Below are 24696 nucleotides of genomic sequence, written 5' to 3'. Positions count from 1 at the left end.
AAACAGTGCCGCCTGTGCTTCTTGTCTAGGCCCCATCATCGGCATTAATCCCCCGCTTCAATAGGGAAATTGAATCAGTGAAACGGCATCCAATCAAGAAGACTTTTTCAACGGAATAAGCCCATAACCGTCCTTCAAACCGGGGGGACTCCAGCGTTGAAGACTGGTTTTAATGCTTCCCAGGTTTCGGTTAATTTGCCAGATGTAGCTTGGGCCTCATCTAGAGCGGCCAATGTATCTAACAACGCAAGACAAGTTGCTGTTGCCCCGATGTCAGGCATTTTGAGTGCTCCAAATTTAGAATCGGGAAATGCAGACGCAGTTCAGCGAGACATAAAAAGCGTCAAGCACCTCAATGAATCCCAAGTGCTATGGCGGGCTGAAAGCGATATGATTACAAATGATGATAAAGCGATAGCAGAGTTAAGTATCTACTTTGATTACGATCCACATTGGTCGTTCTGGCGCGAATGGTACCAAGGCTTCCTTGATGGCAACCCGATGGATTGGGAACTGCAACGCCGGGTGGCGTTGATCCCGGATGAGGATTGGGATCAGGGGCCAGAGCATATTGCAAATGTGATTGAGGAAATCCGCGCCCGATTTGATCTGGAGAAGCGGATTGAGGAATTGGAGCAAGAGCTTGCTGTTGCCTCCCAATCGCGGCTTGGGATTGGTGGGAACAATCCGCCGGAACCAATAGAGGCGGCACCAACCATTTCCAGTGAATTTATAGCTGTGTGGAAGCCGCTTCAGGATTTACAGGAAGAAGCGTCAAGCGAAGAGCCAGATAGAAGCAAAATTCAAAAGGCGATTGATGCGCTTCTTAGGATCGGTGCCGAATGCGCCAAGTGGGCGGGGCGCAAGGCTGACCTAGCGGTCGATACGACGATCAAAGAAGGAATATCAATGGCCATGAAGGTCGGTGTGCCGGCAACCGGGGTTTACGGTGCATACCAAATGATTGGACCCGAAAAGGTCACCGCTGTCGTCGAAGCTGCTCAAAAATGGCTTTCTCTTCTTCCCTAAGGTCGGATCATGATGCTGAGTGCCGCGACTGACCCGGGGTGGCGCAATCGCGCCGCCCGATTTGCCGCATGCAAACCTTCGGTTTGACGGGCGGGTCGGCGCGGCCCGGCGGTGCCGCCGGGCGGAACATTAGCTGAAGCGCCGCTCTGTGCTATCCTCCCCTCACGCCGGATCATCCGGCACAACAGAGGGGACAGATAATGACACCAGATATTCGCACGAAATTGTTGATCGCACGGATTGATCATCTCATGTCGATCATGCGCACGACGATTTTCACCATGGCGGCGATTGCGGCGATGATTGAATTTGGGCCGGGCGGTTATTCGGCACCACTGATCACGCTGACGATTGCCGCGACGCTTTACGGTATTCTGGCCGGTGGCGCGGCGCTGGATGATATGATCGCCCTGCGCGACGATATGGATGAGGCGACGGCCAATTCGAATTAAGGTAAATCGGTCGCGGCCCGAAACCTGCCGATGTTGAAAACAATCTCGACCGGTTTGCTGGCACTGGTCGGCTTGGCAGAGGTTGCGGCGATTCTAATTTAACGGCTGAAACAGGCATACTCGGGTGGGTATTGGGGCAGGTGATTCTGCCCGATTGCCTCTGCCGGTTGAGATGGCCTGTTCGCACCCGCAGAAAAACCGAAATTTCGGGCATTTTTTTCGATTTTGACCTTATCCCCGCGCATCTGGTTCTGCCGTCTGCATTTTGCCGACTTATCCACATAATCAGTCACAGGCCTATCAACAGTTTATCCCCAGCTAATTTTCATGCTGCAGTGCTATTTTCTTGCCTCGTGCCGCGGGTTTTGTGAACGTGTCTTTACCGCAGCGGTTCTTAGAACAGCGGCGGGACGCAAAGGCCCCTCGAGGCTGGCGCGGGTGGGGCGAGGTTTTCAGACCAAGTGTTATCCGCAAAGGACTATAGGGCGCAGGCAGGGTGCTGAATTCCCTCGGGAAGGATGAAACCGGTCGGTGATCTAGGGCCAGAGCACCCCCAAGATGATCTTCGGATCTAATTGGGTCGCCAGAGGTTTTCGGACCAATGGCATTAGATGGGGATTTTTCGGGATCCTTGTCTTCTGAAGCCGATACCCCTCGGGGTGGATGTTTCAGAAAGGCGTCAGGGTGTGTCTTCGGGCACAATGCAAGGACCGCGTCTGAGCACCTGGCGCCTTTTTCTATGGTTCATCAAAAATTTCAGATCGCCACATGAAAACGGGGCCCGAATTGCCTGTGGCAATCGAGCCCCGAAAGTCAGAATGCTACCGCGTCTATGCACCTGTAGGGTCTCGATACACGGTTCATTGCCCAAGATCAACTATATGTCGGTGGCTCAGTGCAATTATTCACAATATCTGTTTGCTTGGTCCAGATATGGTGGTTGGCGGTTGAAACCCCGCTTACAGCGCGTCGTCGAGTGCTTCACCAGCGTTGGTAATGTCGCGCCCGGCGCCCTGAATGGTTTCACAAGCGCTCAGCCCGAGCGACGCGAGCATCAGGGCGATCAGTAGATATGCTTTTTTCATGTTGCCTCCGAAAGATTTTGGCGGAGTATAAGCAGATGAAAGAGCTTGGAAAAGCCGGAAATGAACGCTGCAACCCGTCCGGGCGGAATTGAGCCTGAGAGCGTTGTGGCCTTTTGAGGGACCATCTTGATGAACAATGGCGAAGAAAAAATCGCGCAGTTGCGCGCCGACTACCCCCGAGCCTGGAGCGCCCATGACGCCGCGGCCGTGGGCGCGTTTTACGCCCCCAACGCCGTCTTTGTCATCAATAACGGCGATCCGATGGTGGGGCGCAGCGCAATAGTCGAGATGGTCGCAGGGTTTTGCATCGAATTTCCTGATCTGGCCCTGACGCTGGACGAGTTCAGGTTTGCCTGCAATCATGCGGTGTTTTGCTGGACGGTGACCGGCCATCATGTGGAGACCGGCAATCCTGTCAGCTTTAGCGGTTGGGAAGAGTCAGAATTTGATGATGACATGCGCATCATCCGGTCGCTGGGCTGGTTTGATGAGGCCGACTATACCCGCCAGGTCGAAGGAGGCTAGTTATGACCGATGATCATTATCAACTGATCGGCCTGATCGGTTTCATCATTGCCGGAATGATCTTTGTCGCGGTGGGTATTCGCTTTGGCGATATGCTGACTGTGGTGGGCAGCGCCGTGTGGATCATTTCCTGTTTGATCTGGATGATCCCGGTTCTGCGCAAGAAATAACGCGCGGATTATACGAGACAAAATTCGACAGACGGGTCTGGCTTTGCTACGCTTTCCTTTTTTATGGGGCCGTAAAATGACAGATATTAGCATCATTGGATTGGGCAAGATGGGGGCGGCGTTGGCGGCGACGTTGCTGGAGAGCGGGCGAACCGTGACCGTGTGGAACCGATCGGCGGATAAGGCTGCGCCGTTGGTGGATCAAGGTGCGCTGGTGGCACAGTCTTTGGCGGATGCCATTTCGGCCAGTAATATCATTATTACCTGCGTCAAAACCCATGAAACAACCACCCAGATGTTGACCCCAGAGGCAAATGTTCTGGCGGGCAAAACCATTGTTGATCTGTCGACCGGCGGCGCGGAAGAGGCCGAAGACCTGGTGGAAATGTTGACGGGTGCCGGGGCCACTTGGCAAATCGGGATGATCAATGCCTACCCGTCCGGGATCGGAAAGGCGGAAACCGCGATCCTGTGTGCCGGGCCTGCGGACGTTTGGGGCAGGTGCGCGGATGTCATTAAAACGCTGGGCGGGGCGTCGGCCCATGTGGGCACCACGGCCGCCGCGATTCCGGGCCTTTTTGCGGCGATGTTCACCGCCCGACAGGCCTGGATGTTTGGTCTGATCTATGGCGGTGCTGTGTGCAAAAAGGCGGGTCTGCCGGTTCAAGCCTTTGTCGATCAAGTGCCCGTGACATTTGGCATGGCCGCAAACTATTCCAAGCTCTTTGCTGCTACGGTTCCAGATGGGCAATATGATGACGCGGGTGCGACAGTGCAGGTTTACCTGAATGCGTTGGAGGATGTCATGGCGACGTTTGCCTTAACCGGCACGACGGATGCGTTGCCGCGCCTTATGCGGGATCTGACCAAACAGGCGATTGATCAAGGCCTTGCCGAAAAAGAACTGACATCACTGGTTGAAATGATGGCAAAGGCCTAAGATGATCTGGCGATAGTCTGAAACGGTTGCGGGTCACCCCGCCCGCTGATCAGGAGATATTTGATGAAACTTATTATCCCAACCCTGTTTATCGCCCTTGGCTTAACGGTATTGTATCAAACGCTGTCTGGTCCGGCACTAAACTCAACCGGGGGGCTGATGTCTGTGGCCTATGGGGCCATGTCGCTGGTGACGGGATGGCTGTTGTTTCAGCGTATCAAGGCCGGAAAACCGGCATCAAGGGCGCTGAAATTTGCCGCTTGGGGCATCGCCCTGCTGTTTTTCGTGGCGTTGGCACTGGTCATGTCCTTCGCCGGTCGAGTTTCCTGACACGGGGCTGGCGGTTTAGCGCGCGTAGACCTCTGCCCCACCAACAAAGGTGCGCAGGACGCGGCCCTGCATCCGCTGCCCGTCAAAGGGCGTGTTTTTGGATTTCGACTGCAGCGCAAAGCGATCCATGACGAAGGGGGCGTCAGGATCAAACAAAACCAGATCCGCAGGTGCGCCTGTTGCCAGTTGCCCGCCCGGCAGGCCCAACCGCTTGGCCGGGTTTAGCGACATAGCACGCCAAAGCTGTGGCAGGCTCAGATCCCCGGAATGGTAAAGCCGCATCGCCGCCGGCAACAGGGTTTCCAACCCAACCGCGCCAGAGGCGGCCTCCTCAAACGGCAGGCGTTTGCTCTCCTCGTCCTGCGGGGTGTGGAAGGAGGAGATGATATCTATCACCCCAGAAGCCACCGCCTGGACCATCGCCAGACGGTCGTCTTCATCGCGCAAGGGTGGTTTCAGTTTGAAAAACGTCCGGTAATCGCCCACATCCAGTGCGTTCAGGGTCAAGTGATGGATCGATATCCCGGCCGTGACATCCAGCCCGTTGGCCTTGGCCCGTTCCAGTGCGGGCAGGGCGCGTGCGGCGGAAATGCAATCGGCGTGATAGCGCGCACCGGTCATCTCAACCAGCGCCATGTCGCGATCCAGCCCCATCCGTTCAGCCATGGGCGATACCGCCGGAATGCCCTTTAACGAGGCAAACTTGCCCGATGTCGCCGCAGCGCCGTGGCTGAGCCCCGGTTCCTGCGGATGGGCCATGATCAGCGCGCCCATGGAATTGGCATAGGTCAGGGCGCGCTGAAACACCTTGGTGTCACCGATCACATGGTCGCAATCGGTAAAGCCGACGGCACCCGCATCCATCAAAAACCCGATCTCGGTCATTTCGCGCCCAACGCGGCCCTTGGTCAGGGCGGCCATCGGATGCACACGAACCGGTGTGGCCTCATTGGCGCGGCGGATGACAAACTCTACCGCCTCTGGCGTGTCCAGTGCAGGTGTTGTGTCGGGGCGGGTCACAATCGTGGTGACGCCCCCGGCCGCAGCGGCCAATCCGGCGGATTTGAAACTTTCCTTGTGCCGTTCTCCCGGCTCGCCGATTTTGACGCCGATATCGACAATGCCGGGGGCCAGATATTTGCCGCCGCAATCGATGACATCGCTCCCGGTTGGTGCATCACCGGTTCCGACCCCGGCAATCACGCCATCCTCTACCCGCAACCAGCCCGCAGTTTCAGACAGCGCCTCCGGGTCGATCAGGCGCGCATTCGTCAGGGTCGTGACTGTCATGGATTATCCCGAAATTTGTATCATCGCGCCGACAAGCACAAACAGTACCAGCAGGACCAGCAAGGCAACCCGCCCGCCGATCGAAGCGTCAGATTGCTTTCGCGCGACTTTCTCGCGCCGCTTTTCCAGCTTTTCGGCCTTCTTCTCTTCCAGTTCCTGTTGCTTGGCGGCTTTGGCCTCCAACTTCAGGATCGCGGCGCTGGGCTTTTCGGCCTCATAACTGCCAATCAGGGTCAGCTTGTCGGACGGGTTAAACTGCGCCGCCCGTCCACCAAAGGCCTTGGACACCACCAGAACCGCATGGCCGTTCAGCTCCTTCAGCTTCTCAGCATCTGCCGTGACTTGCGCCTCTGACATGCCGTGTGCCTCAGTCAGGTAGCGATCCAGCCCGTATTCGGAAAACGTGTCGGTCTTGAACACCTCAACATAATCCTTGTCCAACCGCACGACACCCAAAGCGTCTCTGAGCGGCCATCCGGTTGATGTGCCCTCTTCGTTGAACTGCTCATCGGCGAAGCTTTTTACCTCTTCCTCAGACATGTCCAAAGAGAACAGCCAAACCCGGCGTTGTTCACCAGCTGGAGAGAAATGCGGATCGGTCATAAAGGTTCCTCTACGTCACGTCCTTGTAAATTAGCGAATATTCCAAGGATTAAAATCTATTTGTCTTATTATGGCATTTTGAAACTGCCCAGTGTCCCGTTTTTGCAATTCTCACATGTTGTTTACTATTCTGTCCAGTCATGTTGCGAGAACACAGTGTTTAAACCATCACTCCGTCATCTGTCCGCGCCCTTAAATTCCGCGCCAACAGATCCATCGCGGCCATGCGCACGGCCACGCCCATTTCAACCTGCTCCTGAATGACCGACCGGTTGATGTCGTCGGCCAATGTTCCGTCAATCTCGACCCCCCGGTTCATCGGGCCGGGATGCATGACGATGGCGTCGGGTTTGGCATTTGACAGCTTTTGCGCGTCCAGCCCGTAGCGGTGGTAATATTCGCGCTCTGACGGGATGAAACCGCCATCCATGCGTTCGCGTTGCAGGCGCAGCATCATCACCACATCCACATCTTGCAGCCCTTTGTTCATATCGTGAAAGACCTCGACCCCGAACTGATCAATCTGGCTGGGCATCAGGGTGGGCGGGCCCACCAGCCGCACCCGGTTTTCCATCTTGCCCAGGAGGATCAAGTTCGACCGCGCCACGCGGGAATGGGCGATGTCACCACAAATCGCGATCGACAGGCGATGCAGTCGCCCCTTGCGCCGCCGGATGGTCAGCGCGTCCAGCAGGGCCTGCGTCGGGTGTTCATGGCGCCCGTCGCCTGCGTTCAGAACCGCGCAGTTGACCTTTTGCGCCAGCAAATCCACCGCGCCCGAATGCGGATGCCGCACGACCAGCAGATCGGGGTGCATGGCGTTGAGCGTCAGGGCGGTATCAATCAGGGTTTCGCCCTTTTTGATCGAAGAGGCCTGCATGGCCATATTCATCACGTCCGCGCCCAGTCGCTTGCCCGCCAGCTCAAAACTCGCCTGCGTGCGGGTGGAGTTTTCAAAAAACATGTTGATCTGGGTCAGACCGGCCAATGCATCGGAGTGTTTCACCTGACTGCGGTTCAGATCCACATAGCTGTCGGCAAGATCCAGAATGGCGGTGATTTCATCGGGGGCGAGCCCCTCGATCCCCAAAAGGTGGCGCTGGCGGAAAGTCATTGTCGCTCCATCCTGATTTGGGTGCTTATAGAGGGGGTTGGCGGGCCGGGGCAAGGGGGTGGCACGACAGATTTATGGGACCGAGGATTTTGGCGCACGCATCGTATCTGGGTGGATGGTCGGTTTGAGTTCAAAGTGGCTGCGTCCTATGTCGCAATACCCTCTTCGTGATCCGCGATAAAGCGTCCGTGTTCGGAGAAGATAGCCGATGTCTGATTTGTAAATTTGGATACGCTGACCCATTCCTGCGAACTCTTAAACCAGTCAATGCCCCAAGTATCTTGTTCAGTTGCATCGGCTGCGTGTTCAGCAAGCTCTGTAAACTTAGAAATGGCTTCTATCTCCCTTTCGCTGAATGCTTTGGGAGCATGATCGAAATGTAGCGGCAACAAGTCCCCGGCCAATTCAACTATTTCATAGGCCCCAAGTGTAGCGATGCCGTCGAAAGACGAATACATGTCAAGCAATTCGATTAAGTGGGTACGAATTCTCTGATAAAGCAGTTGCCGACTTGTTTCTTCTGTGAAGTGTTTCTGGCACTGCAAGCGCGTTCACTCAAGGTCTGCTTTGTCCCTGAGGTTTCAACTGATCGCCGCAACACAGGCATCAAACTTCTCTGCTGGCGTTTGGTATTGCAAGGTTTTGCAAGGTCGCTCGTTGAGTTAGCGCGAGGTTGCCGCCGAAGCGTGCTTCGAGCCCCTTGCCAAGTATGAAACCCCGGCTCACGCCCCGATTCCAAAGGTGAACGTTCGTACTTCTAGATGTGAACAAATGTTGATATCAGAAGCGCTATAAACACCCTGAGTTTGCAAGTCTTTGATTTTCTGGAAGACCTTTTGGAGCGGGCGATGAGATTCGAACTCACGACATTTACCTTGGCAAGGTAACGCTCTACCCCTGAGCTACGCCCGCATCCTGTAGGTGAGGCGTCAGATAACGACTGCACGAAACGGCTGCAAGTGAAAAATTCGGTGGTTTGAAAAAATTTCCGTAATCGCTGGCCAAGAACCGCGTGGCAGCGGCAAAGTCACTGGACAGGCAGGTGGTCGTGATCAGCATTTGTGGCTGTACGCCAATCTTTTGCCACAGTTTTGCCCAATCTGTTTCCAAATCGTAAGGGATTTTGTCGATCTTGGAAACAATGAGGGCAGTCGCGTGCTGCTGTTACCCATTCGAAGGATATGAAGATGAAACATCGAGTTGCTGTACTGTTGAAGTCCGCCAGCGTTTTCGCATTGCTCACGGGCGCTGTCAGTATGATCGTCTTGCCAATTACGACTGAGATCGCAGAAGCCAAAGGTGGCAACGGCGGTGGCAACGGCGGTGGCAACGGCGGTGGCAATGGTGGTGGAAACGGCGGTGGAAACGGAGGTAGCAATGGTGGTGGAAACGGCGGTGGAAACTCTGAAAACAGCTCCGGGCAGGGTGGTAAAAACGCCAATTCTACCGATGATGGTGAAGGCAAGACAAACCATGGTGCGATTGCATCTGAATTGAAGGGCATGAATGCGTCCCATTCCAGCCCGACCGCTTGGGACAATGCCAATCCGGATAGCATGGTTGGCAAGATAGAAACTTATCGCCAAGCGATTGAGGCACAACAAACTGCTGATGATGAAGGCGACGGAGAAGAAGGCGACGTCACTGAAGGCGAAAACACTGAAGGTGAAGGCACCGAGAGTGAAGTTGCCGAAGGCGAAGGTGTCGAAGGTGAAGAAAGCACTGAATCTGATCCGTTGAGCGAGCTGACCGGTGGAGATGAGTTGTCACCAGAGGCTTTGAATGAGCTTCACGTGAACTTGGGCCTCAATACTGAAGACCCCGAAGGCAGTGAGGGAGATGACGACGACGAAGCCAACGCAGGAGAGAGCGCCGAAGGAGCTGAAGGCGACGCTGAAGAGCCTGCGGAAAGTTGATTTTAACTGAACTAAACTAAAAAAGGCGGACCTTATGGCCCGCCTTTTTCCGTTGATGTTCCGTACTATTCAAGTTCCACCAGCAGGTCCTTGGCGTCGATCTGGCCGCCGGCCTGGATGTGGACGGCTTTGACCACCGCGTCGCGCTCGGCGTGGATTCCGGTTTCCATTTTCATTGCTTCGATGGTCAAGAGCATATCGCCCTCATGCACTTCCTGTCCGACGGTCACGGCAACAGAGGCCACAACACCCGGCATTGGAGCGCCAACATGGTTGGGGTTGCCGGGTTCGGCTTTGGGTCGGCTTTGAGTTTGAGATTTGACCAGTCGGTTGGGCACCCGGATCACCCGGGGTTGGCCGTTCAGTTCAAAGAACACTTTGACCTCGCCGTTTTCATCGGTCTCGCCGACCGCTTGCAGGCGGATTTCGAGGATTTTGCCCGGATCAATCTCTGCCGAGATTTCTTCGCCGGGTTCCATGCCGTAGAAAAACGTTTTAGTGGGCAGGGTGCGAACGGGCCCATACATGCGGTGGCGACCCATGTAGTCCAGGAAGACCTTGGGATACATCAGATAGCCGTTCAGATCCTCGTCATCGACTTTGAACCCTTCCAAATCCGAAGACAATTTGGCCCGGGTTTCTTCCAGATCGACAGGCGGCATATGGGCGCCGGGGCGTGTTGTGGCCGGTGTGTCGCCCTTAAGCACCTTGGATTGGATCAGTGTCGGGAAGCCACCTGGGGGCTGGCCCAGATTGCCACGCATCATGTCGACGACACTGTCAGGGAAGGCCACGTCTGTTTGCGGGTCTTCGACCTGTCCGCGGGTCAGGCCCTGACTGACCATCATCAGGGCCATGTCGCCAACAACCTTGGAGGACGGCGTGACCTTTACTATGTCGCCAAACATCTGGTTCACATCGGCATAGGCCTGCGCGACCTCTGGCCATTTCTCTTCTAGCCCCAAGGAACGGGCCTGAGCCTTGAGGTTGGTGAACTGTCCGCCGGGCATTTCGTGCAGATAGACCTCTGATGCGGGCGCCTGAAGGCCCGACTCAAACGCCGCATACTGCCCGCGCACCCCTTCCCAATAGTTGGAGATTTCGCGGATCGCGCCAATATCCAGCCCGGTGTCGCGGTCCGTATTGCGCAGACCTTCGACGATTGAGCCAAGGCACGGTTGCGACGTGCCACCGGAAAACGCATCCATGGCTGCGTCCACCGCATCCACGCCTGCCTCTGCCGCGGCCAGAATAGTGGCGCCTGCGATGCCTGATGTATCGTGGGTGTGGAAGTGGATCGGCAGGCCGACCTCTTCTTTCAGGGCCTTGACCAGAACACGGGCAGATGCCGGTTTCAAAAGGCCCGCCATGTCTTTCAGTCCAAGTACATGGGCGCCGGCTGCTTTCAACTCTTTGCCCATATCGACATAGTACTGCAGATCGTATTTCGACCGGTCCGGGTTCAGGATATCGCCAGTGTAACAGATCGTGCCTTCGCAGACTTTGCCGTTTTCAACCACCGCATCCATGGCGACGCGCATGTTTTCGACCCAGTTCAGCGAGTCAAAGACGCGGAAAACGTCGATACCCTTTGCCGCTTCGGCCACAAAGGCCTGCACCACATTGTCGGGGTAGTTGGTGTAGCCAACGCCGTTTGATGCGCGTAGCAACATCTGGGTCATCAGGTTGGGCATGCGCCCGCGTAGATCACGCAGGCGCTGCCACGGGCATTCCTGCAGGAACCGGTAAGCCACATCAAAGGTGGCACCGCCCCAGCATTCAACACTGAACAGCCCCGGCAGGTTGGCGGCATAGGATGGGGCGGCCTTGATCATATCGATTGACCGCATCCGGGTGGCCAAGAGCGACTGATGCCCGTCGCGCATGGTCGTGTCAGTGATCAACAGTTGTTTCTGTTCCGCCATCCAGTCGGCGACGGCTTGCGGTCCTTTGTCTTCCAACAAATTGCGCGTGCCATAGGCTGGCTCTGCACGTAGTGCCGGTGTGGGCGCGCGTTTCAGGTCTGCCGCAGGCTTAACGCGATCTTGGGTTTCGGGATGTCCGTTGACGGTGATGTCGGCGATGTAGATCAAAATCTTGGTGGCCCGATCCCGGCGCTTTTTGAACCGGAAGAGATCAGGCGTCTCATCGATGAACTTGGTCGTGTATTCATTCGATAGGAAGGTCGGATGCTTCAGCAGGTTTTCGACGAAGGCAATGTTGGTCGATACGCCGCGAATTCGAAACTCACGCAGGGCGCGGTCCATCCGTGCAATCGCCGCTTCGGGCGTTTGAGCATGGGCGGTGACCTTGGTCAGCAAACTGTCATAGTAGCGGGTGATCACGCCGCCGGAATAGGCGGTGCCACCGTCCAGGCGGATGCCCATGCCAGTGGCAGAGCGATAGGCGGTGATCCGACCGTAATCCGGAATGAAATTGTTCAGGGGGTCTTCGGTTGTGATCCGGGTCTGCAGCGCGTGGCCGTTTAGCCGGACGTCATCCTGAGCCGATTTCCCCGTGGCCTCGGCAATGGTCGCGCCCTCGGCAATGCGGATCTGGGCCTGCACGATGTCGATGCCGGTGACCTCTTCGGTGACAGTATGTTCGACCTGCACGCGCGGGTTTACCTCGATGAAGTAGAACTTGCTGCTGTCCATATCCATCAGGAACTCGACTGTTCCCGCACATTCATAATTCACGTGCTTGCAGATTTTGTAGCCAAGTTCGCAAATCTCGGCGCGTTGTTCTTCGGTCAGATAGGGGGCGGGCGCGCGTTCGACCACTTTTTGGTTGCGGCGCTGGACTGAACAGTCGCGTTCATAGAGGTGATACATGCCGCCATGCTTGTCGCCCAGAATTTGGACTTCGACATGGCGGGCGCGGATGATCATCTTTTCCAGATAGCCCTCGCCATTGCCAAAGGCGGCCTCGGCTTCGCGGCGTCCTTCGAGAACTTTTTCCTCGACCTCGTGTTCGCCGTGGATCGGGCGCATACCGCGACCGCCGCCGCCCCAGCTGGCCTTCAGCATCAAGGGGTAGCCAATTTCAGCAGCCTCCGCCCGGACCGCATTCATATCGTCGCCCAGAACCTCTGTCGCGGGGATAACCGGAACACCGGCAGCGATTGCCACCTTCCGGGCCGAAGCCTTGTCCCCCAGGGCACGCATGGTTTCAGCCTTGGGGCCAATGAACGTGATGCCATTGGCCGCGCAGGCATCCACGAAATCCGGGTTTTCGGATAGCAGGCCATAGCCGGGGTGAATCGCATCAGCGCCACATTCCTTTGCCACCCGGATGATTTCGTCGATCGACAGATAGGCCGCGACCGGTCCCATTCCCGCGCCGATCCGGTAGGCCTCATCCGCCTTGAACCGGTGCAGGCTGAGTTTATCCTCTTCGGCAAAAACGGCGACGGTGCGCTTTCCCATCTCGTTTGCAGCCCGCATGACGCGGATGGCAATTTCACCCCGGTTTGCGATTAGGATCTTCTTGAATTCGGCCACGGTACCCCCCCAAATGCTAGTGAAATGGCGCCTGTCCATGCGCCATTTGGTGACGGTTTTACGTTTTGCTGCGCTGCAGCGCAACAGTTTGCATGAGTAGTGCCGGATTCTTCGCCAAAGCAACGCTCAATTCACGACATTTTCTTCTGCGACTGCGGCAAATCACTCAGCACCATTTCCGGATAAGAGCGGTTCGGGCAGGCCGCGCAGGTTGCTCAAACCCATCTGGCCCATATTGGCCAGAAGGTCCTGTCGCAAAATATCGGTCAGATGGGCGGGGCCCCTTTCGCCCAGCGCCCCCAATGCATAGTGCCAGGCCCGGCCCAGCATCACAAAATTCGCCCCCAGTGACATGGCGCGCAGAATGTCCAAGCCCCCCCCCATACAGCCATCCAGGATCAGGGGCAGGTCGGTTCTGGCGCGGATATCCGGCAGAACCTCTATCGGGGCCGGGGCGCCATCAAATTGCCGCCCGCCATGGTTTGAAATCCAGATGGCGTCCACGCCTTCGGCCTGAAGCATAGGGACATCTGCCGGGTTCAGAACGCCCTTGATGATCAACGGGCCCTCCCATGCCCCGCGCAGCCAGCGCAGATAGGTGATATCGGGGGAAGTGCGCAGCAGATATCCCAGATGGGCAATAGAGGATCGCGCCTGCTGTCCGTCGGAATATTTGTCCAACATGCGCATCCGGGGACGCCCAAACCGCGTAGTTTGAACGGCCCAGGCGGGGCATCGCAGAACTTGCGCCAACAGGCGGGGTGTCAGCCGGGGCGGATTGGTCAGGCCTGACCGCACCTGCCGTTCCCGACGGCTGGCCACCGGCACATCCAGGGTCAGGACCAAGGTCCGAAATCCAGCATCGCGCGCACGGCGGAGCATATCGCGGCGGATATCTTCGTCTCGCGGCGGGTAGAGCTGAAACCAGCCATGGTCACCGATATGCGGCGCGATATCTTCGGGGGATTGGGTGGCAACGGTGGACATCGTATAGGGCAGCCCCGTATCCGCCATCGCCCGCGCCAGCACCCGTTCGGCACCCGGCCAGATCAACCCGGACATCCCGACAGGGGCGACACCAAATGGCAGGGCGAAGCGGTGCCCCAACAGATCAACGGACAGATCCGGCGAAATCTCCCCGTGCAGGATCGACGGGTAGAATCGCAGCTGATCAAGGGCGGCCCGGTTGCGGGCGTGGGCCTGCTCTCGCCCGGTCGCGCTGTCCAGATACTCCCAGACAAAATGCGGGATACGCCGCTGGGCCCGGGCGCGCAAATCGGCAATTGCGGGATATTTGCTGTGCAAATCCATATGCAATTCCTACGCGTCCCGGCCCAATGTGCATAGGATAAAATTGGACGGAACATAAGTGGAACACCTCTTTCCCTTTCTGTGGAATGTCGTTAACCTTTGCCGCCATGAGCAGGTTCGATGAAGAAGAGGCCTTTGAGGCCGCCGTATCCAAACCCAAGCTGAGCCAGATGGCGATGGCCGCACGGCCCGCGCCTAGTGTCGAGCCTTCGGATCATCTGAATTGGTTGAATGATGCGCAATTGGATGCAGCGACAACGCTAGACGGACCATTGCTTGTGTTGGCCGGTGCAGGAACTGGAAAAACCAGATGTCTAATCTCACGCATTGCTGAACTCCTACATAAAGGGCACGCGTGGTCTAACCAAATTCTCGCAGTCACATTTACCAACAAAGCCGCAAAAGAGATGAAAGATAGAGTGCAGGCGTATCCGGTCAATCTGGAAAGCGGCATGCAGTGGATGGGCACCTTTCACGCAATCGGAGTTAAGCTATTGCGCCGTCATGCGGAATTGATCGGTGACAGCACAAAGAATAAAAATGCGCCGTCAGATGAAGGTGATCTTATTGATACAAGCGACAAGGGTGCATATCAGGATGGCGCTGTGCCGAGACCCGAGAGCATTCGATCATTTGGCGCTGGCGAGTCTCATCTACATTTAAAATCAAACTTTTCAATTTTAGATACCGACGATCAAGTTCGGTTGCTTAAACAGCTCATCCAAGCTGCCAATATCGATGACAAACGCTGGCCCGCGCGCCTGTTGGCAGGCATCATCGACAACTGGAAGAACCGCGCCTGGACGCCGGAGACTTTACCCGCCGCTGAAACCTCTGCCTTCAACGGCAAAGGCCCGGAGCTTTATGCGCAGTATCAACGACGATTGCTCGAACTGAACGCCGTTGATTTTGGCGACCTACTTCTTCACGTCATCACGATCTTTCAAAAACACCCCGATATTCTGCAAAAGTACCAGACCCAGTTCAATTACATCCTCGTTGACGAATATCAGGACACCAACGTCGCCCAGTACCTGTGGCTGCGCCTTTTGGCCGGGGGGCACAAAAACATCTGCTGTGTGGGTGATGATGATCAGTCGATCTATGGTTGGCGCGGGGCAGAGGTGGGCAATATCCTGCGGTTCGAGAAAGACTTCCCCGGTGCCCATGTGGTGCGGCTGGAACAGAATTACCGCTCCACCCCACATATCCTTGCTGCCGCATCATCCGTGATTGCGGGCAACAAGGATCGGTTGGGCAAGGAATTGTGGACCGAGGAAGAAGACGGCGAAAAAGTCCGCCTAATCGGCCATTGGGACGGCGAGGAAGAGGCGCGCTGGATCGGCGAAGAGGTCGAGGCGATGCAAAGCGGCACGCGTGGCATGGCCCCGAAAAGCCTGAACGACATGGCGATTCTTGTGCGTGCCTCCCACCAGATGCGCGCATTCGAGGATCGGTTCCTGACCATCGGCTTGCCCTACCGCGTGATCGGTGGCCCCCGGTTCTATGAACGGATGGAAATCCGCGATGCCATGGCCTATTTCCGCGTCGTGGTCAGCCCAGAGGACGATCTGGCGTTCGAGCGGATCGTGAACACGCCCAAACGCGGCGTCGGCGACAAGGCCTTGCAAAACATCCAGCGCGCGGCACGGGCGCATGGGGTGCCGTTGATCGACGGTGTGCGCATTTTGCTGGAGGCCGGAGAGATCAAGGGCAAGGCCAAGGGCGCACTGACACAGCTGGTGTCGCAGTTGGATCGCTGGTCCAGGATGGTTGGCTCTGATGATGTTAGCCACATCGAACTGGCCGAACAAATTCTGGACGAGTCCGGCTACACCACCATGTGGCAGAACGACAAAACGCCAGAGGCGCCCGGGCGGCTGGAAAACCTGAAGGAACTGGTGAAAGCGCTGGAAGAGTTTGAAAACCTCCAAGGGTTTTTGGAACATATCGCGCTGATCATGGATAATGACGCGGGCGAGGGGGATGAAAAGGTCACCATCATGACCCTTCATGCCGCCAAGGGGTTGGAATTTCCCGCCGTGTTTTTGCCGGGGTGGGAGGATGGCCTGTTCCCCAGCCAGCGATCCATGGATGAAAGCGGGTTGAAAGGGTTAGAGGAGGAACGCCGCCTGGCCTATGTCGGGATCACCCGGGCGGAGGAGATCTGCACGATATCCTTTGCCGCCAACCGCCGGGTCTATGGGCAGTGGCAATCGCAGATGCCGTCGCGGTTTGTCGATGAATTGCCGCCGGATCATGTCGAGGTGCTGACACCACCCGGGCTGTATGGCGGGGGGTATGGCGCCGCGTCCGGCAATGTGGGCGCGCAGATGGAGGCGCGGGCATCCCGCGCCGATGCCTATAACTCCCCCGGTTGGCGGCGGATGCAATCGGCGCAAAGCGCCCGGCCCATGGGGCAGCCGAAAGAGACCCGCAATCTGATCATCGATGCGCAGGCTCTGCCCGCCTTTGGCAAGGGGGAGCGGGTGTTTCATTCGAAATTCGGTTACGGCACGGTGATGGGTATCGAGGGCGACAAGCTGGATGTCGAATTTGACAAGGCCGGTGCTAAAAAGGTCGTCGCGCGGTTTGTTGTCGCCGCCGCGCAAGCCGACGACGTCCCATTTTAAATAAAAGGAGCGCCCTTACGGGCGTGTTCTTTCTGACACTTCGAGCAGGTGCCTCCGGCGGGCGTATTTTGGCAAAATAAAGGGGTGGCTTCAAACCACCTTGCACCTTCGGAAGGTTAATCCACTGGCTTTTATGCCCGCCTCTTTGATGGCTTCTTTCAAGCGATCAGAGAAAAAAATGCGTTGTCGTAAATGTGGGTCAACCCACATATCCGCGCCTTCAGCTGCTTCCGCTCTCACAGCAAGCTTATCCTTGTGGAAAACGGATTGTCGCCATATCCCGCTTCCATTGATCTCTTCCACATTTTCAGATTCTTCTGGAACAAAGGCTTTGCGCCGCTCACAAATCTGCATCAGATAGACCACTTCATCCCGCTCGGTTTTCTGATCATTCTCACGCACCGGAACACGGTAAAATTTTGTTTCTCCAAGTTCGAAGCTCTGTAGAAGATCATGCATTTCTTCAGAAACAAGGATGACCCGCATATGCGTGGTATACATATGTCGACTCAAAATCTTCGCCCTTTCACTGGGCCTCAGATCTGAAAACATGAAGTGAAGATATTTCGGCACTTGATCGGAGTTAAACGGAATGCCCGCCTCATACTGACGCTGCCATTCAAGGTATCTATCTGGAACGTATTCCGGCATGTTTAGCACCAAATACATCTTGGAATTGCCGCTAATCGAATTGCTGAGAAACGTTGTATCCCAGATTTTTATTTTTGATTTACTCATGAATGTCCTTCAGGTAATGCCGTCGCCCCGCGTCCTATAGTTGCGAGTTTGCGAGCGCGGGTTCAAGCGTGGATTTTCATAGAATAGTGACCCATCACCCCAGTTGGGATTGAAGCCCGCGCGCCTTGGCGTTAAACGCGGTTCCTGAATGTATGACGGAGATCCCGATGTCGATCGACACCGATACCGCGCGCCGGGTGGCGCATCTGGCCCGGATCCGGGTGGAAGAAGAGGCCCTGCCGGCGCTGGCTAACGAATTCAACGCGATCCTTGGCTTTATAGAAGAGCTGAATGAGGTCGATGTCGAGGGCGTGGAGCCGATGACATCTGTGACCCCGCAGCGCCTGAAGCGGCGGGTGGATCAGGTGACGGATGGCGATCAGCAGGCCAAGGTTCTGTCAAACGCGCCAGATGCGCGCGAGGGGTTCTTTGCCGTGCCAAAGGTGGTTGAATAATGTCTGATCTGAACCAACTGACCATCGCTGATGCGCGCGATAAACTGCGCGCCAAGGACATCACATCGAGTGAACTGACGGAGGCGTGCCTGAGCGCCATCGAGGGCGCCGATGCGTTGGGCGCATTTGTGCATAACACACCAGAGATTGCGCGGGAGCAGGCACAGGCCGCCGATGCGCGGATCGCTGCGGGCGATGCCCCTGCCATGTGCGGCATTCCGCTGGGGATCAAGGATCTGTTTTGCACCAAGGGCGTGCCAAGCCAGGCGGCGTCGAACATTCTGTCGGGCTTCACGCCTGAATATGAGTCGACTGTCAGTCAGAATTTGTTTGATGCGGGTTCGGTCATGCTGGGCAAGCTGAACATGGATGAATTCGCCATGGGATCGTCCAACGAAACGTCCTGCTATGGCAATGTGGTGAACCCATGGCGACGTGGCAATGATGATGCGGCGTTGACACCGGGTGGATCGTCGGGCGGTTCAGCCTCTGCCGTGGCGGCCGATCTGTGTTTGGGTGCGACCGGCACCGATACGGGTGGCTCAATCCGTCAGCCCGCGGCCTTTACCGGCATCACCGGCATCAAACCGACCTATGGGCGGTGTTCGCGTTGGGGGATTGTGGCCTTTGCCTCGTCGCTGGATCAGGCCGGGCCGATGACCAAAACCGTGCGCGACTCTGCCATCATGCTAGAGGCGATGTGCGGCCATGACCCGAAGGATTCGACCTCTGCCGATCTGGCCGTGCCGAATTTCGAGGCGGCGCTGACCGGTGACATTCGCGGCAAGAAAATCGGTATCCCCAAGGAATACCGGATGGACGGGATGCCGGAAGAGATTGAAAAGCTTTGGGCGCAGGGCACCGAGATGATGCGCGATGCAGGCGCCGAGATCGTCGATATCTCGCTCCCACACACCAAATACGCGCTGCCGGCCTATTACGTGATTGCGCCGGCAGAGGCGTCGTCGAACCTCGCGCGCTATGACGGGGTGCGCTATGGCCACCGCGCAACGCTGGGCAAGGGCGAAGGGATCAATGACCTTTATGAGAAAACCCGCGCCGAAGGGTTCGGGCCAGAGGTCCAGCGCCGGGTGATGATCGGTACTTATGTTCTGTCGGCAGGGTTTTACGATGCCTATTACAACCGGGCCCGCAAGGTCCGCACGCTGATCAAGAAAGATTTCGAGGATGTGTTTGCGCAAGGGATCGATGCGATCCTGACACCGGCCACCCCGTCTGCGGCCTTTGGCCTGGGGGAAATGGCCGATGCCGATCCGGTCAAGATGTATCTGAACGATGTCTTTACCGTGACCGTGAACCTGGCCGGTTTGCCCGGAGTCTGCGTCCCCGCCGGGCTGGACAAACAGGGTTTGCCGCTGGGGCTGCAGTTGATCGGGCGTCCTTGGGAAGAGGGCGATTTGCTGAATTCGGCCTATGTGTTGGAGCGGGCCGCAGGCTTTGTTTCCAAACCGTCGAAATGGTGGTAGAGCTCTGCTAAAATAACAGGGGCAGGTGTGGTTTTAATGCGATTTTCGATTTTAGTTGTGTGCTCGGCCTTGGTCTTGACGGCCTGTGGGCAATCCTCGCAGCCTCCTGCCACGGGCGCAGGGTTCAAGACCTATGAAGAGTATATGCGCGAGCGCGAAGCGCGCGAGGCAGCCCTGCGTGGGGAGTTTCAGGTGGTTCAGCCACCGGAACGCACCGCCACTGCTGGCACTGAAACCGAGGCGCTGGTGAACGAGGCCAACGCGGCGATTGCAACCGCGGGCGATGCAGCGGGCCAAGCAGATGCTGGCGATGTCCCTTTAACGGAAGAGGCCGAAGGTGAACTGACAGAAGAACAGCGTCAGGCACGCGCAGGCATTTCCGATGAACAGGATTTTGATGCTGTGTCGAGCCGTGAATCGATCGAAAGCGACGCCGAAAGAATTGCCGCCAACCGGCAGCAATATGTGGTGATTGAACCCACCGATTTGCCGGAACGTCCGGGAAATCTGGGCCCCAGCATTGTCGATTATGCTTTGGCCACCAACAACCCTGTGGGTCAGCCGCTATACTCTCGCCTGAACCTGCTGTCTGACAGCCGATTTAACAGGAACTGTGCCAAATACTCTTCATCTGATCTGGCACAGCAAGATTTTCTGACCAAGGGTGGCCCGCAACGCGACCGCATGGGGCTTGACCCTGATGGGGACGGGTTCGCCTGCTATTGGGATCCGGCCCCGTTCCGTGCAGCGCGGCAGGCTGCCTCTGGAAACTAGGTGTCCGGGACAGTTCAATGTCTTCAACACCCGTCGCCCAATTGGGGCGAGCGGCGCGGCTGCGACAGCCCCGATCTGATCGTTCTGCATTATACGGCGATGGACAGCACAGATGCGGCGCTGGAACGGTTATGTGATCCAGAAATCGAAGTGTCTGCCCACTACCTGATTTCGGAAGCCGGGGTGATTTATCAACTGGTTGAAGAGGATAAGCGCGCCTGGCATGCCGGAGCAGGGCAGTGGGGCGCGGTGATGGATGTCAATTCGCATTCCATCGGGATCGAGCTTGCCAATACAGGATTTGCCCCTTTTCCAGAACCGCAGATGGCAGCGTTGGAGTTATTGTTGGCCGATTTGATGGGGCGCTACCCTATCCCGGCCGAGCGCGTGATCGGACACTCAGATATGGCGCCGGGGCGCAAAGGTGACCCGGGCAGGCGATTTGATTGGCAACGATTGGCGCGCCAGGGGCTGTCAGTCTGGCCAACGCGAAACGACAGCGATTTGGATTTATCCTTCGCGCAGGCAGCGGTTGCTTTCGGCTATCCGCCCGATTGCGACGGGGAAACCTTGTTGAATGCGGTTCGTTTACGGTTTGCACCCTGGAAAACGGGTCCCTGTGATTCAGGTGATCTGTGGGTGATCAACAATCTTGCCCGTCGCTTCCCCGTTGACCGCGCCCCGTTCACATCTTAAATCAACCCTTGTGCGGATGGCTGGATGGCCGCGGGCCTGCAAAGGTTCGAGGAAAGTCCGGGCTCCATGAAGTGACGGTGCCGGGTAATGCCCGGCCGGGGAAACCCGAGGGAAAGCGCCACAGAGAATAGACCGCCAGCGGACGGGTCGGGCAACCGAAACTATCCGTGGGCAAGGGTGAAACGGTGGGGTAAGAGCCCACCGCGGGGCTGGTAACAGCACCGGCAAGGCAAGCCCCACCGGGAGCAATGCCGAATAGGGACCGCGCGCAGGGCGTCAGCCTTGCAGGGATGCTTCTCCCCAGCAGGTCCGGGTTGGCAGCTAGACCTGTCCGGCAACGGGCAGGCCAGAGGAATGGTCATCAAAGGGGCATCAGCCCCGGTACAGAACCCGGCTTATAGGTCATCCGCACAAATCGCACTTGCAACTGACTTGGATCAGGCCTCTTATCCCGCTGAAGGGGATGGGCGAAAATGACCTTTGCGACGATCTTGATGGGGCTGTTGCCGGTGTTTTTGATGGTCGTTTTGGGCGGTTTGATCCGCAGTCGGTTGTCAGTGAATGCCTGGCAAGGGTTGGACAAGTTAAACTTCGAAATTCTCTTTCCGGCACTGCTGTTTGTTGCGGCTTCGGACCGTCCGATTACCTTGCCTCAAGTCTATGTCGTTGCCCCGGCCGTTTGGGCGATCCTGATTGTGGGGTTGGCCCTGGGTTGGCTGGCGCGGTCAGTCGGACCAGAACGATTTCTGGACTTTGCGGGCGCTTGGCAAAACGCATGGCGGTTCAATACCGCGTTGGGATTTGTCGTGATCGCAACCGTACCGACGGCAGATCTGGGGATATTGGCCGTTGCGGTGGGCATGGCGGTGCCAGTGGCCAACCTTTTTGCAGTCACGGCGCTGTCGCGTGGTGGCAATTTGGGATTTTGGGGAACGGTTCGGCGGATTGCTCTCAACCCGTTCTTATTGGCCAGTCTCGCTGGGGTCACGGTGGGTCTGACCGGATTATATATTCCTGATCCTGTCATGGCGCCGCTCCGAATGCTGTCACAGGCGGCAATTCCGATTGCCTTGATTTCTATCGGTGCAACGATGAACTGGGGGGCGCTGGCCCGTCTGGATCGGTTCAGCGCGATGATCACGGCGACCAAGTTGCTGATCCTTCCGGGGGTGGTGGTTTTGGCGGGATTAATCGGAGGGTTCTCAGGCCCGACTATTACAGTTTTGGTTCTGTTTGCGGCCTTGCCCACAGCCTCTGCCGCACATGTGTTGGCTGCGGGATTTGGTGCCAATCGCGAACTGGCTGCAACGCTGATTGCACAATCCACTTTATTAAGCGCGATTACACTTCCCCTGTGGATTGCGGTGGTCAGGGCCCTGTTCTGAGCCCAACCGACAGCGGGCAGCGCCGTGGTGAATTGGCGAATTATTCCCCCAGTGCGATGCCTTCGCGGCGCGGGTCTGCCCCGCCTAACAGGCCATCAGGGGTGACATCGATGCCATGCAGGCCGGATGTCAGCGCGCGAATGCTGGTTTCATACCCCATGGCTTCCAGCGCACCCTGCAGACCCGTCATCGATGTGCCTTCCTCCAGATCAAAGGTGCCGAACCGGTTGATCGCATGGGGCAGGGTGATGGCCGCTTGCACATCCAGACCCCAATCGAGATGGGCGATAATTGCCGTGGCGACATAACCGATGATCCGGCTACCGCCCGGGGAGCCAATCACCAGTTCGACCTTGCCGTCCTTCAAGACGATTGTTGGCGCCATTGACGAACGCGGGCGTTTGCCCGGTTCCAACCGGTTGGCGATGGGGATGCCATCGGAATGGGTGCGGAAGGAAAAATCCGTCAGTTCGTTGTTCAGCAGAAAGCCGCCCGTCATCAAACGCGAGCCAAAGCCATTTTCAATCGTCGTGGTCATCGACAGGGCGTTGCCGTACTGGTCGACGATGGAGATGTGGCTGGTAGAGGGATACTCGATTGACACGTCATCCGCCCAAAACAGCGCATGGTCAAATTGGGGGTTGCCGGGTTGGATCGCCTCTGCGGAAAGCGCGTCAAATCCGTCGATGCGGTCGCCCTCGATCAGGCCCGCGCGTTCTTCCAGATAGGTCGGGTCAACCAATCCCGTGACGGGTACGGGGACATAGTCGCTGTCGGCCATGTATCGCCCGCGATCCGCAAAAGCGAGCCGCGAGGCATCCCCGATCAGGCGCCATGTGTCTGGGTTGTCAGGCCCTGCGGATAGATCAAAGTTATCTAAAACCCCTAGAATCTGGCCCACAGTCAGCGCGCCCGACGATGGCGGCCCCATACCGCATATGTCATGGGCGCGGTACGTCGCGCACACGGCGGGGCGTTCCTTGACCGCGTATATGGCGAGATCGGTTTCGCTCAGCACACCGGGATTGCCGTCGACGTTGTGAATAGTGTGGACGATGTTGCGTGCGATTTCGCCGGTATAGAATGCCTTGGCGCCGTTGGTGGCAAGGGCACGCAATGTTGCACCATAATCAGAGTTGATCAGGATCGCCCCCTCAGCAATCGGGGTACCACCCGGCAGGAAATAGTCACGGGTGGTTTGATGCCGACCGAGGCGATCCGCATCCCCGGCCACAAGGCTGGCCAGACGGGGCGAGACGGCGAAGCCATTTTGCGCCAGATCAATTGCCTCTGTGAACAGTCTCGCCCACTCTGATCGGCCCCACCGATCATGTGCGGCCTGCAACAGGGCAGGGGTTCCGGGGGTTCCGACAGACCGGCCACCGACAACAGCATCGAAAAACTTCATCGGCTCGCCATCCGCAGATTGAAAGAGCCTCGGCGTGGCGGCCAACGGCGCGGTTTCGCGCCCGTCAAGTGTTGTCAATTCGCCCCTTGCCCCATCATACCAAACCAAAAACGCCCCACCGCCCAGGCCAGAGGATTGCGGCTCGACCAATCCCAAGACCGCCTGCACAGCCACCATTGCATCAGCGGCTGTCCCGCCTTCGCCCAATACGCGGGCACCGGCCTCTACCGCCAGCGGGTTGGCTGCGGCGACCATCCAGTTGCTGGCCCGTGTTGGTTCCCCGGCCTCTTTGGCCTGAAGTGCGGCCAGTGCGTCACTGCTGACCACGATCCCACCGGTGGCGGCTGCGGCCTCTGGATCAATGGCGTCAGCGCTTTGCTGCGCAAGCGCCAAAACGGGTGTCAGAATGCAAATTGACAGGAGTTTTAAGAAATATTTGGACATAAGGGTTCTCCGATCTCTGCCAAAAGCTTCCCATATCTGCACGCGCCGTAAAACATCTTTATTTCAAAGCGTGTCGATGTGGTTGGGTAAATCAATCGCATCCCGCGATAAGGCAAGATTCCTTGGCGATTGCGGTTGACTCGGACGGCAAAGCCGCTAAAAGGCGGGCTTCAAGGATTCCACGGGCGGTTGCTGATCGCTTTGCGCTGCCCCGTTGACTGGAGATTAAAATGGCGAAGCCGACCACAATCAAGATCCGCCTGAACTCGTCTGCGGGCACCGGCCACTTTTATGTGACCAAGAAAAACGCACGGACCATGACTGAGAAGATGGTCGTACGCAAGTACGACCCGGTTGTGCGCAAGCATGTCGAATACAAAGAAGGCAAAATTAAATAAGCCTGATTTG

Annotated in this window: 23 protein-coding genes, 1 tRNA gene and 1 other RNA gene; 15 read left to right on the top strand and 10 right to left on the bottom strand. The window is 57.1% G+C overall.

The window, feature by feature from the left end; all coding sequences use genetic code 11:
• The first annotated feature begins 156 nt into the window (after nucleotides 1–156).
• Both AC2D8P_RS11535 and AC2D8P_RS11530 read left to right on the top strand, forming a co-directional pair.
• A complete protein-coding gene (locus tag AC2D8P_RS11535; protein ID WP_484702851.1) occupies nucleotides 157–1029 on the top strand; it encodes a hypothetical protein in 873 nt (290 codons plus the stop codon).
• Between the two features lie 200 nt (nucleotides 1030–1229).
• Entirely contained in the window at nucleotides 1230–1481 is a 252-nt protein-coding gene (locus AC2D8P_RS11530) for a hypothetical protein (RefSeq protein WP_484702850.1), read from the top strand.
• Between the two features lie 959 nt (nucleotides 1482–2440).
• Here the strand turns inward: AC2D8P_RS11530 and AC2D8P_RS11525 are convergent.
• Nucleotides 2441–2566: an entericidin A/B family lipoprotein gene (locus tag AC2D8P_RS11525; protein WP_484702849.1), complete on the bottom strand. Its 126-nt coding sequence runs from the start codon at nucleotides 2564–2566 to the stop codon at nucleotides 2441–2443.
• A 129-nt stretch (nucleotides 2567–2695) separates the two neighbouring features.
• Here AC2D8P_RS11525 and AC2D8P_RS11520 point away from each other — a divergent pair, with 129 nt between their 5' ends.
• The 4 genes from AC2D8P_RS11520 (at nucleotide 2696) to AC2D8P_RS11505 (ending at nucleotide 4531) form a co-directional block, all read left to right on the top strand.
• Nucleotides 2696–3091 carry an SgcJ/EcaC family oxidoreductase gene (locus tag AC2D8P_RS11520; protein ID WP_484702848.1) on the top strand — a complete coding sequence of 132 codons (396 nt, stop codon included), beginning with the start codon at nucleotides 2696–2698 and terminating at the stop codon, nucleotides 3089–3091.
• A gap of 2 nt (nucleotides 3092–3093) precedes the next feature.
• Nucleotides 3094–3261 (top strand): hypothetical protein, encoded by a 168-nt coding sequence (locus AC2D8P_RS11515; RefSeq protein ID WP_484702847.1) that lies wholly within the window; start codon nucleotides 3094–3096, stop codon nucleotides 3259–3261.
• Between the two features lie 76 nt (nucleotides 3262–3337).
• Entirely contained in the window at nucleotides 3338–4201 is an 864-nt protein-coding gene (locus AC2D8P_RS11510; protein ID WP_484702846.1) for an NAD(P)-dependent oxidoreductase, read from the top strand.
• A gap of 63 nt (nucleotides 4202–4264) precedes the next feature.
• Nucleotides 4265–4531 (top strand): hypothetical protein, encoded by a 267-nt coding sequence (locus AC2D8P_RS11505; RefSeq protein WP_484702845.1) that lies wholly within the window; start codon nucleotides 4265–4267, stop codon nucleotides 4529–4531.
• A 15-nt stretch (nucleotides 4532–4546) separates the two neighbouring features.
• On the opposite strand, the gene pyrC is transcribed toward AC2D8P_RS11505, so the two are convergent.
• The 5 genes from pyrC to AC2D8P_RS11480 form a co-directional block, all read right to left on the bottom strand.
• A complete protein-coding gene (pyrC, locus tag AC2D8P_RS11500) occupies nucleotides 4547–5821 on the bottom strand; it encodes a dihydroorotase (RefSeq protein ID WP_484702844.1) in 1275 nt (424 codons plus the stop codon).
• Nucleotides 5822–5824: 3 nt separating this feature from the next.
• Nucleotides 5825–6424, bottom strand: a complete 600-nt coding sequence (locus AC2D8P_RS11495; protein ID WP_484702843.1) for a hypothetical protein — start codon at nucleotides 6422–6424, stop codon at nucleotides 5825–5827.
• 160 nt (nucleotides 6425–6584) lie between these two features.
• A complete protein-coding gene (locus AC2D8P_RS11490) occupies nucleotides 6585–7538 on the bottom strand; it encodes an aspartate carbamoyltransferase catalytic subunit (protein WP_484702842.1) in 954 nt (317 codons plus the stop codon).
• 146 nt (nucleotides 7539–7684) lie between these two features.
• A complete protein-coding gene (locus tag AC2D8P_RS11485) occupies nucleotides 7685–7996 on the bottom strand; it encodes a hypothetical protein (protein ID WP_484702841.1) in 312 nt (103 codons plus the stop codon).
• Nucleotides 7997–8375: 379 nt separating this feature from the next.
• Nucleotides 8376–8450, bottom strand: a tRNA-Gly gene (locus tag AC2D8P_RS11480).
• A gap of 275 nt (nucleotides 8451–8725) precedes the next feature.
• Between AC2D8P_RS11480 and AC2D8P_RS11475 the strand changes: the two genes are divergently transcribed.
• A complete protein-coding gene (locus AC2D8P_RS11475; RefSeq protein WP_484702840.1) occupies nucleotides 8726–9454 on the top strand; it encodes a hypothetical protein in 729 nt (242 codons plus the stop codon).
• Nucleotides 9455–9519: 65 nt separating this feature from the next.
• Here AC2D8P_RS11475 and AC2D8P_RS11470 read toward each other — a convergent pair whose 3' ends face one another.
• Entirely contained in the window at nucleotides 9520–12957 is a 3438-nt protein-coding gene (locus tag AC2D8P_RS11470; protein ID WP_484702839.1) for a pyruvate carboxylase, read from the bottom strand.
• Between the two features lie 162 nt (nucleotides 12958–13119).
• Nucleotides 13120–14268 carry an alpha-hydroxy acid oxidase gene (locus AC2D8P_RS11465; RefSeq protein ID WP_484702837.1) on the bottom strand — a complete coding sequence of 383 codons (1149 nt, stop codon included), beginning with the start codon at nucleotides 14266–14268 and terminating at the stop codon, nucleotides 13120–13122.
• A 107-nt stretch (nucleotides 14269–14375) separates the two neighbouring features.
• Here AC2D8P_RS11465 and AC2D8P_RS11460 point away from each other — a divergent pair, with 107 nt between their 5' ends.
• Nucleotides 14376–16901 carry an ATP-dependent helicase gene (locus tag AC2D8P_RS11460; protein ID WP_484702857.1) on the top strand — a complete coding sequence of 842 codons (2526 nt, stop codon included), beginning with the start codon at nucleotides 14376–14378 and terminating at the stop codon, nucleotides 16899–16901.
• Between the two features lie 90 nt (nucleotides 16902–16991).
• Here the strand turns inward: AC2D8P_RS11460 and AC2D8P_RS11455 are convergent, their stop codons facing one another.
• Nucleotides 16992–17639, bottom strand: a complete 648-nt coding sequence (locus AC2D8P_RS11455; protein WP_484702836.1) for an imm11 family protein — start codon at nucleotides 17637–17639, stop codon at nucleotides 16992–16994.
• Nucleotides 17640–17806: 167 nt separating this feature from the next.
• On the opposite strand from AC2D8P_RS11455, the gene gatC reads away from it, so the two are divergent.
• The 6 genes from gatC (at nucleotide 17807) to AC2D8P_RS11425 (ending at nucleotide 22436) form a co-directional block, all read left to right on the top strand.
• Nucleotides 17807–18094 carry an Asp-tRNA(Asn)/Glu-tRNA(Gln) amidotransferase subunit GatC gene (gene gatC / locus AC2D8P_RS11450; protein ID WP_484702835.1) on the top strand — a complete coding sequence of 96 codons (288 nt, stop codon included), beginning with the start codon at nucleotides 17807–17809 and terminating at the stop codon, nucleotides 18092–18094.
• A complete protein-coding gene (gene gatA / locus AC2D8P_RS11445) occupies nucleotides 18094–19581 on the top strand; it encodes an Asp-tRNA(Asn)/Glu-tRNA(Gln) amidotransferase subunit GatA (RefSeq protein WP_484702834.1) in 1488 nt (495 codons plus the stop codon). Before gatC ends, gatA begins: the two co-directional genes overlap by 1 nt.
• A gap of 36 nt (nucleotides 19582–19617) precedes the next feature.
• Nucleotides 19618–20355, top strand: a complete 738-nt coding sequence (locus AC2D8P_RS11440; protein ID WP_484702833.1) for a hypothetical protein — start codon at nucleotides 19618–19620, stop codon at nucleotides 20353–20355.
• Nucleotides 20356–21051, top strand: a complete 696-nt coding sequence (locus AC2D8P_RS11435; protein ID WP_484702832.1) for an N-acetylmuramoyl-L-alanine amidase — start codon at nucleotides 20356–20358, stop codon at nucleotides 21049–21051.
• Between the two features lie 12 nt (nucleotides 21052–21063).
• An RNA gene (rnpB, locus tag AC2D8P_RS11430) (RNase P RNA component class A) lies at nucleotides 21064–21465 on the top strand.
• A 59-nt stretch (nucleotides 21466–21524) separates the two neighbouring features.
• A complete protein-coding gene (locus tag AC2D8P_RS11425) occupies nucleotides 21525–22436 on the top strand; it encodes an AEC family transporter (RefSeq protein ID WP_484702831.1) in 912 nt (303 codons plus the stop codon).
• Between the two features lie 40 nt (nucleotides 22437–22476).
• On the opposite strand, the gene ggt is transcribed toward AC2D8P_RS11425, so the two are convergent.
• Nucleotides 22477–24288: a gamma-glutamyltransferase gene (gene ggt, locus AC2D8P_RS11420; protein WP_484702830.1), complete on the bottom strand. Its 1812-nt coding sequence runs from the start codon at nucleotides 24286–24288 to the stop codon at nucleotides 22477–22479.
• A gap of 230 nt (nucleotides 24289–24518) precedes the next feature.
• Here ggt and rpmG point away from each other — a divergent pair, with 230 nt between their 5' ends.
• A complete protein-coding gene (gene rpmG, locus AC2D8P_RS11415) occupies nucleotides 24519–24686 on the top strand; it encodes a 50S ribosomal protein L33 (RefSeq protein WP_008554190.1) in 168 nt (55 codons plus the stop codon).
• The last annotated feature ends 10 nt before the right edge of the window (nucleotides 24687–24696 follow it).

Source organism: Roseovarius sp. YIN77, from assembly GCF_057219155.1.
The sequence above is the reverse complement of the archived record's forward strand: the minus strand, read 5'-3'. Positions and strand labels throughout refer to the sequence as shown.

Coding starts and splice junctions, on each gene's coding strand:
- AC2D8P_RS11465 (WP_484702837.1), bottom strand. CDS start 14,268: ATGGATTTGCACAGCAAATATCCCGCAATTGCCGATTTGCGCGCCCGG.
- gatC (WP_484702835.1), top strand. CDS start 17,807: ATGTCGATCGACACCGATACCGCGCGCCGGGTGGCGCATCTGGCCCGG.
- AC2D8P_RS11455 (WP_484702836.1), bottom strand. CDS start 17,639: ATGAGTAAATCAAAAATAAAAATCTGGGATACAACGTTTCTCAGCAAT.
- AC2D8P_RS11520 (WP_484702848.1), top strand. CDS start 2,696: ATGAACAATGGCGAAGAAAAAATCGCGCAGTTGCGCGCCGACTACCCC.
- ggt (WP_484702830.1), bottom strand. CDS start 24,288: ATGTCCAAATATTTCTTAAAACTCCTGTCAATTTGCATTCTGACACCC.
- AC2D8P_RS11525 (WP_484702849.1), bottom strand. CDS start 2,566: ATGAAAAAAGCATATCTACTGATCGCCCTGATGCTCGCGTCGCTCGGG.
- rpmG (WP_008554190.1), top strand. CDS start 24,519: ATGGCGAAGCCGACCACAATCAAGATCCGCCTGAACTCGTCTGCGGGC.
- AC2D8P_RS11510 (WP_484702846.1), top strand. CDS start 3,338: ATGACAGATATTAGCATCATTGGATTGGGCAAGATGGGGGCGGCGTTG.
- AC2D8P_RS11530 (WP_484702850.1), top strand. CDS start 1,230: ATGACACCAGATATTCGCACGAAATTGTTGATCGCACGGATTGATCAT.
- AC2D8P_RS11425 (WP_484702831.1), top strand. CDS start 21,525: ATGACCTTTGCGACGATCTTGATGGGGCTGTTGCCGGTGTTTTTGATG.
- AC2D8P_RS11505 (WP_484702845.1), top strand. CDS start 4,265: ATGAAACTTATTATCCCAACCCTGTTTATCGCCCTTGGCTTAACGGTA.
- AC2D8P_RS11485 (WP_484702841.1), bottom strand. CDS start 7,996: ATGTATTCGTCTTTCGACGGCATCGCTACACTTGGGGCCTATGAAATA.
- AC2D8P_RS11490 (WP_484702842.1), bottom strand. CDS start 7,538: ATGACTTTCCGCCAGCGCCACCTTTTGGGGATCGAGGGGCTCGCCCCC.
- AC2D8P_RS11460 (WP_484702857.1), top strand. CDS start 14,376: ATGAGCAGGTTCGATGAAGAAGAGGCCTTTGAGGCCGCCGTATCCAAA.
- AC2D8P_RS11495 (WP_484702843.1), bottom strand. CDS start 6,424: ATGACCGATCCGCATTTCTCTCCAGCTGGTGAACAACGCCGGGTTTGG.
- AC2D8P_RS11475 (WP_484702840.1), top strand. CDS start 8,726: ATGAAACATCGAGTTGCTGTACTGTTGAAGTCCGCCAGCGTTTTCGCA.
- AC2D8P_RS11515 (WP_484702847.1), top strand. CDS start 3,094: ATGACCGATGATCATTATCAACTGATCGGCCTGATCGGTTTCATCATT.
- pyrC (WP_484702844.1), bottom strand. CDS start 5,821: ATGACAGTCACGACCCTGACGAATGCGCGCCTGATCGACCCGGAGGCG.
- gatA (WP_484702834.1), top strand. CDS start 18,094: ATGTCTGATCTGAACCAACTGACCATCGCTGATGCGCGCGATAAACTG.
- AC2D8P_RS11440 (WP_484702833.1), top strand. CDS start 19,618: ATGCGATTTTCGATTTTAGTTGTGTGCTCGGCCTTGGTCTTGACGGCC.